General features: G+C 60.0%; 16 protein-coding genes. 14 read left to right on the top strand and 2 right to left on the bottom strand.

All coding sequences use genetic code 11. The features are described 5' to 3' along the window. The first annotated feature begins 83 nt into the window (after nt 1–83). The 5 genes from alc (at nt 84) to ACA071_RS08965 (ending at nt 5,869) form a co-directional block, all read left to right on the top strand. Nucleotides 84–1,079: an allantoicase gene (gene alc, locus ACA071_RS08985; RefSeq protein ID WP_497644005.1), complete on the top strand. Its 996-nt coding sequence runs from the start codon at nt 84–86 to the stop codon at nt 1,077–1,079. Nucleotides 1,080–1,216: 137 nt separating this feature from the next. After that, the gene (locus ACA071_RS08980; protein ID WP_010456681.1) at nt 1,217–1,720 is read left to right on the top strand and encodes an ureidoglycolate lyase; all 504 of its coding nucleotides are present in this window, start codon (nt 1,217–1,219) and stop codon (nt 1,718–1,720) included. A 50-nt stretch (nt 1,721–1,770) separates the two neighbouring features. Beyond that, on the top strand, nt 1,771–3,072 hold the full coding sequence (locus ACA071_RS08975; protein ID WP_497644004.1) for a urate hydroxylase PuuD: 1,302 nt from the start codon (nt 1,771–1,773) through the stop codon (nt 3,070–3,072). Nucleotides 3,073–3,225: 153 nt separating this feature from the next. Next, on the top strand, nt 3,226–4,584 hold the full coding sequence (locus tag ACA071_RS08970; protein ID WP_497644003.1) for a nucleobase:cation symporter-2 family protein: 1,359 nt from the start codon (nt 3,226–3,228) through the stop codon (nt 4,582–4,584). A gap of 499 nt (nt 4,585–5,083) precedes the next feature. Beyond that, nucleotides 5,084–5,869, top strand: a complete 786-nt coding sequence (locus ACA071_RS08965; protein ID WP_497644002.1) for an outer membrane protein OmpK — start codon at nt 5,084–5,086, stop codon at nt 5,867–5,869. Between the two features lie 171 nt (nt 5,870–6,040). Here ACA071_RS08965 and ACA071_RS08960 read toward each other — a convergent pair whose 3' ends face one another. After that, nucleotides 6,041–7,195 carry a patatin-like phospholipase family protein gene (locus ACA071_RS08960; protein WP_497644001.1) on the bottom strand — a complete coding sequence of 385 codons (1,155 nt, stop codon included), beginning with the start codon at nt 7,193–7,195 and terminating at the stop codon, nt 6,041–6,043. A 35-nt stretch (nt 7,196–7,230) separates the two neighbouring features. Beyond that, entirely contained in the window at nt 7,231–8,163 is a 933-nt protein-coding gene (locus ACA071_RS08955; RefSeq protein ID WP_497644000.1) for a lipid A biosynthesis lauroyl acyltransferase, read from the bottom strand. 118 nt (nt 8,164–8,281) lie between these two features. Here ACA071_RS08955 and minC point away from each other — a divergent pair, with 118 nt between their 5' ends. The 9 genes from minC to ACA071_RS08910 all read left to right on the top strand — a co-directional run bounded on the left by minC (nt 8,282) and on the right by ACA071_RS08910 (nt 17,536). Beyond that, nucleotides 8,282–9,019, top strand: coding sequence for a septum site-determining protein MinC (gene minC / locus ACA071_RS08950; protein WP_497643999.1), 738 nt, complete (start codon nt 8,282–8,284; stop codon nt 9,017–9,019). 201 nt (nt 9,020–9,220) lie between these two features. Continuing rightward, the gene (gene minD, locus ACA071_RS08945; protein WP_123409029.1) at nt 9,221–10,033 is read left to right on the top strand and encodes a septum site-determining protein MinD; all 813 of its coding nucleotides are present in this window, start codon (nt 9,221–9,223) and stop codon (nt 10,031–10,033) included. Continuing rightward, on the top strand, nt 10,033–10,287 hold the full coding sequence (minE, locus tag ACA071_RS08940) for a cell division topological specificity factor MinE (protein WP_007898843.1): 255 nt from the start codon (nt 10,033–10,035) through the stop codon (nt 10,285–10,287). The genes minD and minE overlap by 1 nt, the downstream gene beginning before the upstream one ends. A gap of 181 nt (nt 10,288–10,468) precedes the next feature. Next, nucleotides 10,469–11,104, top strand: coding sequence for an RluA family pseudouridine synthase (locus ACA071_RS08935; RefSeq protein ID WP_497643998.1), 636 nt, complete (start codon nt 10,469–10,471; stop codon nt 11,102–11,104). A gap of 50 nt (nt 11,105–11,154) precedes the next feature. Continuing rightward, on the top strand, nt 11,155–12,258 hold the full coding sequence (locus ACA071_RS08930; RefSeq protein ID WP_497643997.1) for a hypothetical protein: 1,104 nt from the start codon (nt 11,155–11,157) through the stop codon (nt 12,256–12,258). 76 nt (nt 12,259–12,334) lie between these two features. Beyond that, nucleotides 12,335–13,624 carry a M18 family aminopeptidase gene (locus tag ACA071_RS08925; RefSeq protein WP_497643996.1) on the top strand — a complete coding sequence of 430 codons (1,290 nt, stop codon included), beginning with the start codon at nt 12,335–12,337 and terminating at the stop codon, nt 13,622–13,624. Between the two features lie 104 nt (nt 13,625–13,728). Further along, nucleotides 13,729–13,905, top strand: coding sequence for a hypothetical protein (locus ACA071_RS08920; RefSeq protein WP_169370907.1), 177 nt, complete (start codon nt 13,729–13,731; stop codon nt 13,903–13,905). Nucleotides 13,906–13,984: 79 nt separating this feature from the next. Continuing rightward, nucleotides 13,985–16,141, top strand: a complete 2,157-nt coding sequence (locus tag ACA071_RS08915) for a mechanosensitive ion channel family protein (protein WP_497643995.1) — start codon at nt 13,985–13,987, stop codon at nt 16,139–16,141. Nucleotides 16,142–16,207: 66 nt separating this feature from the next. Beyond that, the gene (locus tag ACA071_RS08910; protein ID WP_497643994.1) at nt 16,208–17,536 is read left to right on the top strand and encodes an amidohydrolase; all 1,329 of its coding nucleotides are present in this window, start codon (nt 16,208–16,210) and stop codon (nt 17,534–17,536) included. Nucleotides 17,537–17,613: the final 77 nt, after the last annotated feature.

Genomic DNA, 17,613 nt, shown 5'->3' with positions numbered 1-17,613 from the left:
TGGCCCGAGCACCATCAAACGCGGAAAGTGCCCAGGGCCCTGCAAGCATCCCAAGCCAACTTTATTAAAGGCAGACAAGAAGAATGAAAGCTTACGCCGTACCTTTCGAGAAGTTCGTCAACCTGGCCGACGCCCGCCTGGGCACCAAAATCATCTCGGTCACCGATGACTGGTTCGCTGATGCCAACCGCCTGTTCCAGCCGACCCCGGCCGTGTGGAAAGAAGGCGTGTTCGATGACAACGGCAAGTGGATGGACGGCTGGGAATCGCGCCGCAAGCGCTTCGAAGGCTATGACAGCGCCGTGATCCGCCTGGGCGTACCGGGTTCGATCAAAGGCGTGGACATCGACACTTCATTCTTCACCGGCAACTTCCCGCCATCGGCCTCCCTGGAAGCGTGCTTCCTGGCAGACGGCGAACCGACTGAAAACACCCAGTGGGTTGAAGTGCTGTCCGCCGTCGAGCTGCAAGGCAACAGCCATCACTTCCACGAAATCAACAACGACCAGGCCTTCAGCCACCTGCGCTTCAACATCTACCCGGATGGCGGCGTAGCGCGTCTGCGTGTGTACGGTGTGCCGCACCGCGACTGGTCTGCTGTGGGCGACAACGAGCAGATCGACCTGGCAGCAGCCCTGAATGGTGGCCGCGCCCTCGCCTGCTCCGACGAACACTTCGGCCGCATGAGCAACATCCTCAACCCGGGCCGTGGCATCAACATGGGCGACGGTTGGGAAACCGCACGTCGTCGCACCCCGGGCAATGACTGGGTAATCGTTGCGCTGGGTCATGCCGGCGAAGTCGAGAAAGTCATCGTCGACACCCTGCACTTCAAGGGTAACTACCCGGATACCTGCTCGATCCAGGGCGCTTTCGTGAAGGGTGGCACCGACAGCCAGATCGAAACCCAATCGCTGTTCTGGCGCGAACTGCTGCCGGCGCAGAAACTGGAAATGCACGCCGAACATACCTTCGCCGAGCAGATCAAGGCGCTGGGACCGATCACCCACATCCGCCTGAACGTGTTCCCGGATGGTGGTGTGAGTCGCCTGCGGGTTCTCGGCAAGGTCGCGAAGTAACACAATGATCGTTCCCACGCTCTGCGTGGGAATGCAGCCCGTGACGCTCTGCGTCACAAAGCGGACGCGGAGCGTCCGGTGAGGCGTTCCCACGCAGAGCGTGGGAACGATCAATCCAAAAGATTAAGAAGACCAGCATGCGCACACTGACGATTGAACCGCTGACCAAAGAAGCTTTCGCCCCTTTCGGTGACGTGATCGAAACCGACGGCAGCGATCACTTCATGATCAACAACGGTTCGACCATGCGCTTTCATAAACTGGCGACGGTGCAAACCGCCACGCCAGAAGACAACGCGATCATCAGCATCTTCCGCGCCGACGCGCAGGACATGCCGCTGACCGTCAGCATGCTGGAGCGTCACCCGCTGGGCAGCCAGGCTTTCATCCCGCTGCTCGGCAACCCCTTTCTGATCGTGGTCGCGCCGCTTGGCGATGAACCTGTATCAGGCTTGGTCCGCGCCTTCGTCACCAACGGCAGGCAGGGCATTAATTACCATCGCGGCGTTTGGCACCATCCGGTGCTGACGATCGAAAAGCGGGATGACTTCCTGGTGGTTGATCGCAGTGGCACAGGCAATAACTGCGATGAGCATTTTTTCAAAGAGGATGAGCGTTTGATCCTTGCCCCCCACCAATAAGAGAAGGTCTGATCACTCGACAACAGAGTGACAGGCGAGAGGTAAAGACTGTGGAAGCACATCTGTTGGAATGGCTGAACCTGAGCGTGCGCTGGGTTCACATGATTACTGGCGTGGCCTGGATCGGTGCGTCGTTCTATTTCGTCTGGCTGGAAAACAACCTCAATCGGGTCAACCCGAAAAGTGGTCTGGCGGGCGATCTGTGGGCGATCCACGGCGGCGGTATCTATCACCTGGAAAAATACAAACTGGCTCCACCGACCATGCCGGACAACCTGCATTGGTTCAAATGGGAAGCCTATTTCACCTGGCTGTCGGGGGTCGCGCTGCTGTGCGTGGTGTTCTACTCCAACCCGACGCTGTACCTGCTGGCACCGGGCAGCAGCCTGAGCGGTCCTGAAGGGGTTGCCCTGGGCATCGCCTCGTTGTTCGTCGGCTGGTTCGTCTACTCCTTCCTCTGCGACTCCGCCCTGGGCAAACGCCCTGCCCTGCTCGGCGGCATCCTGTTTGTGCTGATCATTGCGGCCGCTTACGGCTTCAGCAAAGTGTTCAGCGGTCGTGGTGCGTACCTGCACGTCGGCGCGATCATCGGCACCATTATGGTCGGCAACGTGTTCCGCATCATCATGCCGGCGCAACGTGCGTTGGTAGCGGCGATTGCCGAGAACCGCACGCCCGATCCGGCACTGCCGGCCAAAGGCTTGCTGCGTTCGCGGCACAACAACTACTTCACCTTGCCGGTGCTGTTCATCATGATCAGCAACCACTTCCCAAGCACCTACGGCAGCCAATACAACTGGCTGATCCTGGCCGGGATCGCGGTGCTGGCGGTGTTGGTGCGTCACTACTTCAACACCCGTCACGACAGCCACAAGTTTGCCTGGACCCTGCCTGTCGCGGCTGTCGGCATGATTTGCCTAGCGTACGTGACTGGCCCGGCACAAATGCCGAGCGCACCGGAAGTGGCCAAGGCCCCTGGCACCATCGAGTACCAGCCGCTGCCGGAAACCGCCCTCGGTGGTGGTGCCAAACCTGCTGAAGCCAAGCCTGCCGCGCCTGCTGCTGCACCGGCACAAGCTTCGAATCAGGGCCCAGCGTTCGACAAGGTGCACAGCGTGATTCAGGAACGCTGCGCCGTGTGCCATTCGGCCAAACCGACCAGCCCGCTGTTCAGTGCAGCCCCGGCCGGCGTGATGTTCGACACCCCGCAACAAATCCAGCAATTGGCCCCGCGGATCCAGGCGCAAGCCGTCGCCAGCCAGATCATGCCACTGGGCAACATCACACAGATGACCCAGCAGGAACGTGACCTGATTGGTGCCTGGATTGTTCAGGGAGCCCAGACCAATTAATCGTTGAAAAGCTTCGCGGGCAAGCCTCGCTCCGATAAGGTCCACGCTGACCTGTAGGAGCGAGCGGGCGGCGTTCCGACTTGCCCGCGATCGGCCGCGCCGCGGTCAACCTGATACAAAAATCACAAGAATAAAAAAGATCCGAGGTGTTGCATGTCCGAGCTATCCGAAGCGCGCATCCCCGACGCACCCGCCATTCAGCGTTTGCCCCTTTTGCAACTGATCCTGGTCGGTCTGCAACATGTTCTGCTGATGTACGGCGGTGCTATCGCGGTCCCGCTGATCATCGGACAGGCTGCTGGCCTGAATCGTGAAGAAATCGCCTTCCTGATCAACGCTGACCTGCTGGTGGCCGGCATCGCGACCATCGTGCAATCGCTCGGCATCGGCCCGATGGGCATTCGCATGCCGGTGATGATGGGCGCCAGTTTCGCCGCGGTCGGCAGCATGGTCGCCATGGCCGGGATGCCCGGAATCGGCTTGCAAGGGATCTTCGGCGCGACCATCGCCGCCGGGTTCTTCGGCATGCTCATTGCGCCGTTCATGTCCAAAGTCGTGCGTTTCTTCCCACCGCTGGTGACCGGCACAGTCATCACCTCGATCGGTTTGTCGCTGTTCCCCGTCGCCGTGAATTGGGCTGGCGGCGGTGCTGGCGCGGCTCAATTCGGCTCCCCGATATACCTGGCCATCGCCGCGCTGGTGCTGGCGACCATTCTGTTGATCCACCGCTTCATGCGCGGTTTCTGGGTCAACATTTCCGTGCTGATCGGCATGTGCCTGGGCTACGCACTCTGCGGCGTGATCGGCATGGTCGACCTCAGCGGCATGGCTCAAGCGCCGTGGGTGCAGATCGTCACGCCGCTACATTTCGGCATGCCGAAATTCGAACTCGCACCGATCCTGTCCATGTGTCTGGTGGTGGTGATTATCTTCGTCGAGTCCACCGGGATGTTCCTCGCCCTGGGCAAGATCACCGGCCAGGAAGTCTGCCCAAGGATGCTGCGTCGCGGTTTGCTCTGTGATGCCGGCGCTTCGTTTTTTGCCGGATTCTTCAACACCTTCACCCACTCCTCGTTCGCCCAGAACATCGGCCTGGTGCAGATGACCGGCGTGCGTTGCCGCTCGGTGACCATCGTCGCCGGTGGCTTGCTGGTGGTGCTCAGCCTGCTGCCGAAAGCGGCGTTCCTGGTGGCGTCGATTCCCCCGGCGGTCCTCGGTGGCGCAGCCATTGCGATGTTCGGCATGGTCGCGGCGACCGGGATCAAGATTCTGCAAGAAGCCGACATCGGCGATCGTCGTAATCAGTTGCTGGTAGCGGTGAGCATCGGTATGGGCCTGATCCCGGTGGTACGTCCGGAATTCTTCGCGCACCTGCCTTTGTGGATGAGCCCGATCACCCACAGCGGCATCGCCATGGCGACCTTGAGTGCCCTGTCCTTGAACCTGCTGTTCAACATTCTCGGTGGTAAAGAGCGCGCGGCCATCAACGACTGCGCCGCCCACCCGCACTGATCGAAACCTGTGAAATGGCTGCCTTGTGGCAGCCAGCGACTGCCTGCGCCTCAACAATAAAAACAAGAGGAAGCACCAGATGGTTTTTACCCACTCAAGCCTGTTGTTTAACGACGCCAGGCCACCCGTCGCCAACCGTGCCCCAAACCTGTCGTCGGTGCGCTGTTGCGGGGCACTTGAGACCTGGCCAAGGAGTCAGTATTCTCCGCGGCCGCCCAAATCCAGTCTAAAAAAAAGCCCGGATTTAATTCCTGACCAGAAAGCCAACTTATCCCGGCACTGGACGGTAGCAAGGCATTCAAAAATCTCCCGTAATCGACTGTTTTCGAACAGCCGAACGGGAGTTTTTTGGCTTTTCGAAAGCCTTGGCTCAGCTCTTGCTAACAGCACTAAAGCTGACCGAATGGATGAATTTTTACAGCGGCAAGAAAAGGCGCCACACCAGAGCGCCGACCTAAGAAAAAAAACGTGGAACCACCTACTTTTTGGGAGCAACCGAATGAAACGTACGTGCACCAGCCTGATGCTCGCAGGATCCTTGCTGGCCGGGGGCCAAGCAATGGCCGGCGACCTGCTGCAATGGCAAAACAACAGCCTGACCTACCTGTATGGCAAAGACTTTAAGGTCAACCCGGCCATTCAGCAGACGGTCACTTTCGAGCACGCCGATGCCTGGAAATATGGGGATAACTTCCTGTTCATCGACAAGATCTTCTACAACGGTGACAAGGACTTCAACAACGGCCCGAACACCTATTACGGTGAGTTCCAGCCGCGCATTTCGTTGGGCAAAGTCCTGGACCAGAAGATCGAATTCGGCCCGATCAAAGACGTCTTGCTGGCGATGACTTATGAGTTCGGCGAAGGTGATTCCGAGTCTTACCTGATCGGCCCGGGTTTCGACCTGGCGATTCCCGGTTTCGACTACTTCCAGTTGAACTTCTACCAGCGCCATCCTGATGGCGATCGTCCAGGCAACAACGTCTGGCAGATCACCCCGGTCTGGTCCTACACCATCCCGATTGGCGACTCGAACATCCTGATCGATGGCTACATGGACTGGGTGGTCGACAACGACAAAAATGCCCGTGGCGAATACCACGCCAACCTGCACTTCAACCCGCAGGTCAAATACGACCTGGGCAAGGCGTTGAATTTCGGTGAGAAGCAGTTGTATGTCGGTGTCGAGTACGACTACTGGAAAGACAAGTACGGGATTGATGACACCAATGCGTTTACCACCAATCAGAACGTGACGAGCTTCCTGGTGAAGCTCCACTTCTGATGCGTTGAAGGCAAGAGACCGCAGTTGCTATCCGCTACGTGCGCATCCGGGGTGGGTGGTGGTTGTGGTCTTTTGTTTTTCAGGATCAAGATCAAAAGATCGCAGCCTTCGGCGGCGCCTACATTGGAATGCGGTCTCTGTAGGAGCTGCCGAAGGCTGCGATCTTTTGCTTTAAACCAACCCCAAAAACCGACACAACTCATCCCGCTTGGCCAACGCATCCCGTCGCCCCAGATCAATCAACTCGCTGCAATACCCCGCCTCGAACAGCAGATAACTCAACACCCCCGCCCCACTGGTCTTGGTCGCACCCGGTCCGCGCAGGAACAGGCGCAACGCTGCCGGTAATTCCTGACGATGCCGCGCGGCAATTTCATCGATCGGCTGGCTCGGCGAAATCACCAACACTTCCACCGGTGCAACGCCCAGGGCACGGGTCGGTGTGCCATCGGGCATCAAGTGGCTGAACTGATTCAGACGCTGCAACAGTTCGATATCGCTTTCCAGGCTGTCAATGAACGTGCTGTTGAGCATGTGCCCACCAATCTGCGCCAGGGTTGGCTGCTGGCCGGTGTAGGCCCGTTGCAGCGGCTGCTCCGGGTCAACCCCTCGCGGGTTGCCGCTGACGCCCACCACCAGCACCCTGCTCGCACCCAGGTGCAGGGCCGGGCTGATCGGTGCCGACTGGCGCACCGCGCCATCACCGAAAAACTCTTCGCCGATTTTCACTGGAGCGAACAACAGCGGAATCGCCGAACTGGCGAGCAAGTGTTCAACGGTCAATTGCGTCGGCACGCCGATCCGCCGATGGCGCAACCAGGCGCCGATGGTGCCGCCGCCCTGATAGAAGGTCACCGCCTGACCGGATTCATAGCCGAACGCGGTGACCGCAACGGCTTGCAACTGCTTTTGCTCGATGGCTTCAGCGATGCCGTTCATTTGCAATTTGTCGTTGAGCAAGCCACGCAACGGCGAACTGTTGAGCAACGCCACCGGCACCTGGGCGCCGATGCCGAGCAAACTGTGGCTGACAAAGCGGCTGGCCTGATGGATCACGCCGGGCCAGTCGCTGCGCAACACCAGATGACTGCGGAAACCTTGCCAGAAGGCGGTCAGGCGCTCGATGGCGCCACGAAAGTCCATCGCCCCACTCGCGAGGCTGACCGCGTTGATCGCCCCGGCCGAAGTGCCGACGATCACCGGGAACGGATTGTCCGCGCCCGGTGGCAGCAATTCGGCAATCGCCGCCAGCACGCCCACCTGATACGCCGCTCGAGCCCCGCCGCCGGAAAGAATCAACCCTGTAACCGGTTCAGCTGGGCGCATCGCAACACTCCATGGTGCTTAAGGGGATCGGTGGTTCAACCGCGTTTTGCGTACAGTTTCGGCTCGCCCGGCGGGCGGCTCTTGAAGCGGCGATGGGCCCAGAGGTACTGCTCAGGGCAATCGCGCAAGGCGCCTTCGACCCATTGGTTGATGCGGATGCAGTCGGCTTCTTCGGTCTCGCCGGGGAAGCCTTCGAGCGGCGGATGAATGACCAGTCGATAACCACTGCCGTCCGCCAGCCTCTCCTGGGTGAACGGCACCACCAGCGCCTTGCCCAACCGCGCAAATTTGCTGGTGGCGGTGACGGTCGCGGCCTGAATCCCGAACAACGGCACAAAAATACTTTGTTTGGCACCGTAGTCCTGATCCGGTGCGTACCAGATTGCCCGGCCGGCCCGCAGCAGCTTGAGCATGCCGCGCACGTCGTCGCGCTCCACTGCCAGCGAATCGAGATTGTGCCGCTCGCGACCTCGACGCTGGATGTAGTCAAACAACGGATTCTTGTGTTCGCGGTACATGCCATCAATGGTGTGCTGTTGACCGAGCAACGCCGCGCCGATTTCCAGCGTGGTGAAATGCACGGCCATCAGAATCACTCCCTTGCCATCGCGCTGGGCTTTTTTCAGATGCTCCAGGCCTTCGACATGGGCCAGTTTGGCCAGGCGCTGGCGCGACCACCACCAACTCATGGCCATTTCGAAGAAAGCGATGCCGGTGGAAGCGAAGTTTTCCTTGAGCAGGCGCTTACGCTCGGCAGCGGACTTTTCAGGGAAACACAGCTCAAGATTGCGCTTGGCGATGCGCCGTCGGTCGCCGGCCGCCCGGTACATCAAGGCACCCAAGAGGCGGCCGACCCGCAGCAACGCCGGATACGGCAACTGGACAATCAGCCACAACAGCCCCAGCCCGCACCACAGGGGCCAGAAACGTGGAGAAAGAAAGGCGGTACGAAAACGCGGGCGATCCATTAAAGCTTCCGGAAAGACGATGGCCGCGCATTCTACATCGTTCGACCCGGCTTGCGGCCTGCGGGCGTTCTCGTTATAAGTCTCGGCACTTTTAGTGACAAGCCGTTGTATGCCGACCATGAGCCAAACCGAACCGCTAGACCAAGATCCTGTGTTCCAGTTGAAGGGCAGCATGCTCGCCATTACGGTGCTGGAACTGGCCCGTAACGACCTCGAGAACCTCGATCGACAACTGGCCGCCAAGGTCGCCCAGGCGCCGAATTTCTTTAGCAATGCACCGCTGGTGCTGGCCCTGGACAAGCTCCCGGCCAGCGAAGGCGCCGTCGATTTGCCTGGCCTGATGCGCGTGTGCCGTTCCCATGGCCTGCGCACCCTGGCGATCCGTGCCAGCCGCATCGAAGACATCGCTGCCGCCATCGCCGTCGACCTGCCGGTGCTGCCACCGTCCGGCGCCCGTGAGCGGCCGCTGGACCCGAACGAAGGCGTCGTTGCAAAAAAACCGGAAAAACCACCGGAACCGACCATCAAACCGACGAAGGTAATCACTTCGCCAGTACGTGGTGGCCAACAGATATATGCCCAAGGTGGCGATTTGGTCATCGTTTCGTCGGTCAGTCCGGGGGCGGAACTTCTCGCCGATGGGAACATCCATGTATACGGCCCGATGCGCGGTCGTGCGCTGGCCGGGGTCAAGGGCGACACGAAAGCCCGGATTTTCTGCCAGCAGATGAGCGCTGAGCTGCTCTCCATCGCAGGCCATTACAAGGTTTCCGAGGATCTGCGCCGCGATCCGTTGTGGGGCTCGGGCGTACAAGTCAGCCTGTCGGGCGACGTGTTGAACATCATTCGGCTTTAACGGATACTGCCGCATTTTCCAAGCATCTCTAAAACGTAGCGAAAACGGCTCAAACGAAGTAGGAAAAAGGCCAAAAGCAGTGTTTACCGGAGGTAAGTGCCGCCCAGGACCGGATTCCAGCCAAGGCTGTCCGACTGCAGTAGTTTTTCAAGAGATGTTTTTCAGGGGCTAAAAGTCCTTTTTCCTTAGGGGTGAAACACCTTGGCCAAGATTCTCGTGGTTACATCCGGCAAGGGTGGTGTGGGTAAGACCACCACCAGCGCCGCTATCGGTACCGGCCTCGCTCTGCGCGGTCACAAAACAGTTATCGTCGACTTCGACGTCGGTTTGCGTAACCTCGACCTGATCATGGGTTGCGAGCGTCGCGTGGTGTATGACTTCGTCAACGTGGTCAACGGCGAAGCCAACCTGCAGCAAGCCCTGATCAAAGACAAGCGCCTGGAAAACCTCTACGTACTGGCCGCCAGTCAGACCCGCGATAAAGACGCGCTGACCGTCGAAGGCGTGGAAAAAGTCCTGATGGCGTTGAAAGAAGACTTCGAATTCGTGGTCTGCGACTCCCCGGCCGGCATCGAGAAAGGTGCTCACCTCGCCATGTACTTCGCTGATGAAGCGATTATCGTGACCAACCCGGAAGTCTCCTCGGTGCGTGACTCGGACCGCATGCTGGGCCTGCTGGCCAGCAAGTCGCGTCGCGCCGAACGGGGTGAAGACCCGATCAAGGAACACCTGCTGTTGACCCGCTACAACCCGCAACGCGTCAGCGACGGCGAAATGCTCGGCGTTGAAGACGTTAAAGAGATTCTGGCTGTGACCCTGCTGGGCGTCATTCCGGAATCCCAGGCGGTGCTGAAAGCCTCCAACTCGGGTGTGCCCGTGATTCTCGACGACCAGAGCGATGCCGGTCAGGCATACGGCGATGCGGTCGACCGCCTCCTTGGCAAAGAAAAGGAACATCGTTTCCTCGATGTGACGAAGAAAGGCTTCTTCGAGCGCCTGTTTGGAGGTAAATAATGAATCTTTTTGACTTCTTTCGTGCCAGTAAAAAGGTTAGTACCGCGTCGGTAGCGAAAGAGCGTCTACAGATCATCGTGGCGCATGAACGCGGCCAGCGCAGTACCCCGGACTACCTGCCAGCCTTGCAGAAGGAACTGGTAGAAGTGATCCGCAAGTACGTCAATATCGGGTCCGATGACGTGCACGTCGCCCTGGAAAACCAGGGTAGCTGCTCGATTCTGGAACTCAATATCACCCTGCCAGATCGCTAGTCGATCGAGCGGGAGCCACGGCGGCTCAGGGCCCTTCGGGCCTTTGTAGGCGCTGCCGAAGGCTGCGATCTTTTGATCTTGTTTTTAAAAGCAAAATCAAAAGATCGCAGCCTTCGGCAGCGCCTGCATTGGACATAAGGGGTTCTGAGCCGCCGTTGGCGTTTGTTACGAGGCTGTTTTAATGCCGTTGTCCAATATCCACATCATCCATCAGGACGACGCCGTTCTGGTGGTGAACAAACCGACCCTGTTGCTCTCCGTCCCTGGCCGGGCCGATGACAACAAGGACTGCCTGATTACCCGCCTGCAAGAAAACGGCTACCCGGAAGCGCGGATCGTCCATCGCCTGGACTGGGAAACCTCCGGCATCATCCTGCTGGCCCGTGACCCCGACACCCATCGTGAACTGTCTCGGCAATTTCACGACCGCGAAACCGAAAAGGCCTACACCGCCCTGGCCTGGGGTCAGCCGGAACTGGACAGCGGCAGCATCGACTTGCCCCTACGCTACGATCCGCCGACCAAGCCACGGCATGTGGTGGACCACGAATTCGGCAAGAACGCCCTGACCTTCTGGCGCGTGCTGGAACGTTGTGGCGACTGGTGCCGTGTCGAGTTGACGCCGATCACCGGCCGCTCTCATCAGTTACGCGTGCACATGTTGTCCATCGGCCATCCGTTGCTGGGTGACGGGCTCTACGCCCACGAACAGGCCCTCGCCGCCTGGCCGCGCCTGTGTCTGCACGCGAGCATGCTCAGCTTCACACATCCTCAAACCGGCGAACGCTTGCGTTTCGAGTGTCCGGCACCGTTTTAAGCACTGCCTGACAAGCAGTCGCCCGCTTTAACAAAAGGATACCCATCCGGATGCGTTGTACCGATTCCCTGGCAACACCCGTCAAGAAAACCCGCCACCAATTGCTTTACCTTATCTATGGCAACCAGGACGTTTACCGTCGCGAAGCCAAGTTCAGCATTTTGACCGCGCTGTCCCACGCCAAAAACGGTGAAATTCCCAGCATCAGAATCCTTACGGACCGACCCGAGGACTATGCTGGCTGGCCGGTCGAAACCGTGTTGCTGAGCCAGGAAATCCTGACGTTGTGGCAAGGCAAGAACGGCTATCACCACCGCCGCAAAGCCTGCGCGATTGCCGCAGGGCTGAAGCTTGCGGAAAAAACCCTGTTCGTCGATACCGACACGCTGTTCACCAGTGACCCGAACCAGGTCTTCCAGCACATCCAGCCCGGTCGATACCTGATGGACCGCTTCGAGTACAACTGGCAGGACGTTTGCGAGCGCGACAGCTACACCAAACTCGGCCTCTGCCTGCGTGCCCGCGGCATCACCCCGGACAACGGATTCAAGCTGTACAACAGCGGACTGTGCGGCGTGACCGACCGCGACGGCGCCCTGTTCGACGAATCCATCCAGTTGATCGACGAATGGACCCGGGACGGCTTCGACATCCACACCATCGAGCAGATTGCGTTGTCGTTCGCGATGCACGGCAAGCCCGTGGGCGAAGCAAAAAAGTACATCTATCACTACTTCGCGGAAAAACGCTTCTTCCATGCGATGCAGGCCTATTTCTTCTCTCGGCATGGCGAACAGTTCAGCCAGGAACTGGTAGAGTTTTGCCGTGACGTGCCGCGGGTCAAACCCTTCCCATCGGCCTGGCAACGGCTGAAAATCAAATGGAAGCTGCGCAACCAGAGCGGCGCCCTGCGCAAGGTCGGCCGCGACCTGCTGTATGGCAGCGCCGCGCCGGTTGATCCGTACTACACCGCCTGCCGACATGAATGGTGGGAATGTGCCTCGCGGGAGATCCTGCGCTGGGACAAGAGCAGTCAGAAAAAGCTGCTGAACGCCCGCAGTCGCTGGCCGGAGGAGCTGCCCAAACCGGACAAGCCCGAAGATGAACGGGTGATCATGCAGTACCTGAGAAAACGGGTCGAAGCCGCCAGCTGACGCTGGCGACACACGTCATGCCCAAAGCCCCAGGCCAATACGTTAAACTCCCGCCCATTGCTGTCTGGAGTTTCTTATGCGCGAAGAGTTGAACCAAGGCCTGATCGACTTCCTCAAGGCCTCCCCTACCCCGTTTCATGCCACTGCCAGCCTTGTTCAGCGTCTGGAAGCGGCAGGTTTTTCGCGTCTTGACGAGCGCGAGCCGTGGACCGTCGAAACCAACGGTCGTTACTACGTCACCCGTAACGATTCGTCGATCGTCGCGTTCAAGATGGGCCGTCATTCGCCCCTGCACGGCGGCATCCGCCTGGTTGGTGCCCACACCGACAGCCCGTGCCTGCGGGTCAAGCCGCAGCCGGAGCTGCAACGCCAGGGTTTCTGGCAGTTGGGCGTCGAAGTCTATGGCGGTGCACTGCTGGCGCCGTGGTTCGACCGTGACCTGTCCCTGGCCGGTCGTGTGACCTTCCGCCGCGACGGCAAGGTCGAGAGCCAGTTGATCGACTTCAAGGCGCCAATCGCCACCATCCCGAACCTGGCCATTCACCTCAACCGTGAAGCCAACATGGGCTGGGCGATCAACGCGCAAACCGAGCTACCGCCGATCCTCGCGCAATTTGCCGGTGACGAACGCGTGGACTTCCGCGCTGTACTCACCGACCAACTCGCCCGCGAACACGGCCTCAACGCCGACGTGGTGCTCGACTACGAGCTGAGCTTCTACGACACCCAAAGCGCTGCGGTCATTGGCCTGCATGGCGACTTCATTGCCGGTGCGCGCCTGGATAACCTGCTGTCGTGCTACGCCGGCCTGCAAGCGTTGCTGACCACCGAAACCGACGAAACCTGCGTGCTGGTGGCCAACGATCACGAAGAAGTCGGTTCCTGCTCGGCGTGCGGCGCCGATGGCCCGATGCTCGAGCAGACACTGCGTCGCCTGTTGCCTGAAGGTGATGAATTCGTACGCACCATTCAGAAATCCCTGCTGGTCTCGGCTGACAACGCCCACGGCGTGCATCCGAACTACGCCGACAAGCACGACGCCAACCACGGCCCGAAACTCAACGCCGGCCCGGTGATCAAGGTCAACAGCAACCAGCGCTACGCCACCAACAGCGAAACCGCCGGGTTTTTCCGCCATCTGTGCATGGCCGAAGAAGTCCCGGTGCAGAGCTTTGTGGTACGCAGCGACATGGGCTGTGGCTCGACTATCGGCCCGATCACCGCCAGCCACCTGGGCGTACGCACCGTGGACATCGGCCTGCCGACCTTCGCCATGCACTCGATCCGCGAACTGTGTGGCAGCCACGACCTGGCTCACCTGGTCAAAGTGCTGAGCGCGTTCTACGCTTGCCGCGAGTTGCCATAACCGCGCCTTTGTAGGAGCAGCCTTCGGCAGCTCCTACACACCTCACCACCGGTCGCCCAAAAGCCACCTAGAGTTAAGTTATCCCCTACGACAAGGCAGTCGCCATGATCTCGATGTCCTCGTTCCACGCCATGCTGATCCCCATTCTCGCCGGCATGATCATGTTGGCCATCGGCTTCAATTTCCGTGACAAGAATGCCGGCGTCTTCGCCATGTGGCTCGGTATGTTGCTGATCCTCGCCACCGTGGTTTACAAGATCCTCGCCAAACTCAACGAATAAATTCCGTGCTCCCGGCTCGCATTGATTTTGACGGGCTCGTACACTCGGCCGATCCGCTCTTCCCGAGGTTGACCGCCTAGTGTTCGCTCGTCTTTTCGCCCTGCCCTGTTTACTCCTTGTCGGCCTCATGATGCTGCTGCCGATGGCGTCCGCCCAGGCGGTCAGTTTGCCGGGCCTGCTCAACAACTCGGCGAAAACCCAGCCTGAAGCCCAGGAACCCCTGGGACAATCCCTCGACGAAGTCATCAAGTCCCTGGAAAACGACCAGCAACGGACCAAATTGCTGGCGGACCTGAAAAAGCTGCGCGACGTCACCAAAAAAGCCCAACCGACCGCTGAAGAAGGTGTACTCGGGCTGATCGGCGGCACCCTGGCCAGTTTCGAAAAGCAGTTCACCGGGGCTGACAGCCCTATCACGCGCTGGTCCGAAGAATTCGAACTGGCCAAGGATGAACTGTCCGCGCTGATGCTGCCGGCCAACGAATGGCTGCCGATCATCTTTGCCTTCGCCATGATCCTGATGGTCTGGAGCCTGCTGGCTGCCGCGCTGATTTGGGTCAGCCACCGGGTGCGCATGCGCTTCGGCCTCACCGAAGAATTGCCGCAACACCCCAAGGCCCTCGACATGCTGCGCTTCGCCCTGCGCAAACTCGGGCCGTGGCTGATTGCCCTGGTGATGACCGTTTATATGACCTACGCGCTGCCTTCGTCATTGGGCAAAAGCCTGGCGATGGTGCTGGCTTACGCGCTGGTGGTCGGCACCTGTTTTTCGGCGATCTGCGTGATTGCCTTTTCCGTGCTCGACGGGCCGCACCGCCATCGCGCTTTGTACATCCTGCGCCATCAGGCCTTCCGGCCACTGTGGCTGATCGGCAGTTTCGCCGCGTTCGGTGAAGCCCTGAGCGACCCGCGTCTGGTGGCCAGCCTCGGCAGCCACCTCGCCCACACTGCCGCCACCGTCGCCAATGTGCTGGCGGCGTTGTCCACTGGGTTGTTCATCCTGCGTTTCCGCCGACCGATCGCGCATTTGATCCGCAACCAACCGTTGTCCCGGCGCCTGACTCGCCGGGCCTTGAGCGATACGATCGATATTCTCGGTACCTTCTGGTACGTGCCGGCGTTGGTGCTGGTGTGCATTTCGCTGTTCGCCACCTTCATCTCGGCGGGCGACACCAGCACCGCGTTGCGCCAGTCGCTGATCTGCACCGTGCTGCTGGTGTTGTGCATGGTCATCAACGGGCTGGTCCGTCGGCATTCGCTGAAACCGCAACGCGGGGTGAAGCGTCACGCGCTGTATTCCGAACGCCTGAAAAGTTTCTGCTACACCCTCGCCCATCTGTTGGTATGGCTGGTGTTCATCGAGCTCGGCCTGCGGGTCTGGGGCATGTCGCTGATTGCCTTCACCGAAGGCGAGGGCCATGAAGTCAGCGTCAAGTTGTTCAGCCTCGCCGGCACGCTGATTTTTGCCTGGCTGATCTGGATCCTCAGCGACACCGCCGTGCACCACGCCCTCACCCGTTCGCGCAAAGGCCTGGCCAATGCCCGGGCGCAAACGATGATGCCGCTGATCCGCAACGTGCTGTTCGTGGCGATTTTCATCATCGCGCTGATCGTCGCGCTGGCGAACATGGGCATGAACGTCACGCCACTGCTGGCCGGTGCCGGTGTGATCGGCCTGGCCATCGGTTTTGGTGCGCAATCGCTGGTCGCGGACTTGATCACCGGGCTGTTCATCATCATCGAAGACTCCCTGGCCATCGACGACTACGTGGACGTCGGCGGCCACCTCGGCACCGTCGAAGGCCTGACCATCCGCACCGTGCGCCTGCGGGACATCGACGGCATCGTCCACACCATTCCGTTCAGCGAAATCAAAAGCATCAAGAACTACTCCCGGGAATTCGGCTACGCGATCTTCCGGGTGGCGGTGCCCTCCAACATGGACATCGACGAAGCAATCAAACTGATGCGCGAAGTCGGCCAGAAAATGCGCACCGACCCACTGCAACGCCGCAACATCTGGTCACCGCTGGAGATCCAGGGTGTCGAGAGTTTCGAGTCCGGTAATGCGATTCTTCGCGCCCGCTTCAAGACCGCGCCGATCAAACAGTGGGAAGTTTCCCGAGCGTTCAACCTGTCGCTTAAACGACATCTGGATGAGGCCGGGCTGGACCTGGCGACGCCGCGCATGAGCGTGCAAGTGATGACGGCGGGCGGCGGGCCGCAGAAGGAATAGCACTTAGGCACATCGTTTGGGTCACAGGCAGGGAAGCCATAAAAACAATAGTCATGGAGAAACCCGATGCAACTGACGCGCATTGCTCAAACCGTTTTGCTCACCCTATTCGCCGGCCATGCGGGCGCCGCCACGATCGACAGCACCCGCAACCAGATCGCCGACCAGGCCAAAGCCCTCGAACCCGAACTGCTGGAAACCCGCCGCGACATCCACGCTCACCCCGAGTTGGGCAACACCGAAAAACGCACCGCGGAACTGGTCGCCAAACAACTGCGGGCCATGGGCCTGGAGGTCAAGACCGGCGTCGCCCGAACCGGCGTGGTCGCCATCCTCAAAGGCGCCCTGCCCGGCCCGACCGTGGCCCTGCGCGCGGACATGGATGCGCTGCCGGTCAAGGAAGTCTCGGACTTGCCCTTCGCCTCGAAAGCCAAGGGCACCTACCTCGATAAAGAAGTCGACGTAATGCACGCCTGCGGCCACGACGCCCACACCGCGATCCTACTGAGTACAGCGAAAATCCTGACCGGCATGCGCGACACCTTGCCCGGTACCGTGGTGTTCTATTTCCAGCCCGCCGAAGAAGGCCCGAGCGACTTCATCCCCGACGGCAAAAACACCTGGGGTGCGAAAATGATGATCGAGGAAGGCGTGATGAAATCGCCAAAACCAGACGCCGTCTTCGGCCTGCACGTCTGGGCCGGCGTCCCCGCCGGCCAGATCGCCTACCGCCCCGGCCCGACCCTGGCCAGCTCCGACGACCTGCGCATCAAAATCCTCGGCAAACAAACCCACGCCGGCCGCCCCTGGGACGGCATCGACCCGATCACCGTCGGCGCGCAAACCATCGTCGGCCTGCAAACCGTGGTCAGCCGCCGCACCGACATCTCCTCTTATCCGTCGGTGGTCAGCATCGGCACCATCAACGGCGGCACCCGCTACAACATCATCCCCGAGTCCGTGGACATGACCGGCACCATCCGCTCCTACGACTACGGCATCCGCCAGAAACTGCACGCCGACGTGCGCCAGACCGTCGAAAAAATCGCCGAGAGTGGCGGCGCGAAAGCTGAAGTCACCATCATCGAGAAATACGACCCAACGATTAACAACCCGGCGCTGACCGAAAAAATGCTGCCAACCCTGCGCTGGGCCGCGAAGGATGACGTGGTGCAAGGACCGCTGGTGGGCGGCGCGGAGGATTTCTCGTTCTACGCCAAGGAAACGCCGGGATTGTTTGTGTTTCTCGGCGTGACACCGCGAGACCAGGACATGAGCAAAGCGGCGCCGAATCATAATCCGGGGTTCTTTGTGGATGAGTCGGCGCTGGTGGTTGGGGTGCGGACGCTGGCTTCGTTGGCGACTGATTATCTCTATGCCAATGCCAAACCTTGAGTGCTGAAGACTCAAGACGATAACTACAGAAACCACTACGCCTGCGAGCGACTGGCGGGCTGTCAGACCGCCTTCGC

Source organism: Pseudomonas sp. LBUM1646, from assembly GCF_059716165.1.
Note: the sequence above shows the minus strand (reverse complement) of the source record. Positions and strands in the feature narration are given on the sequence as shown.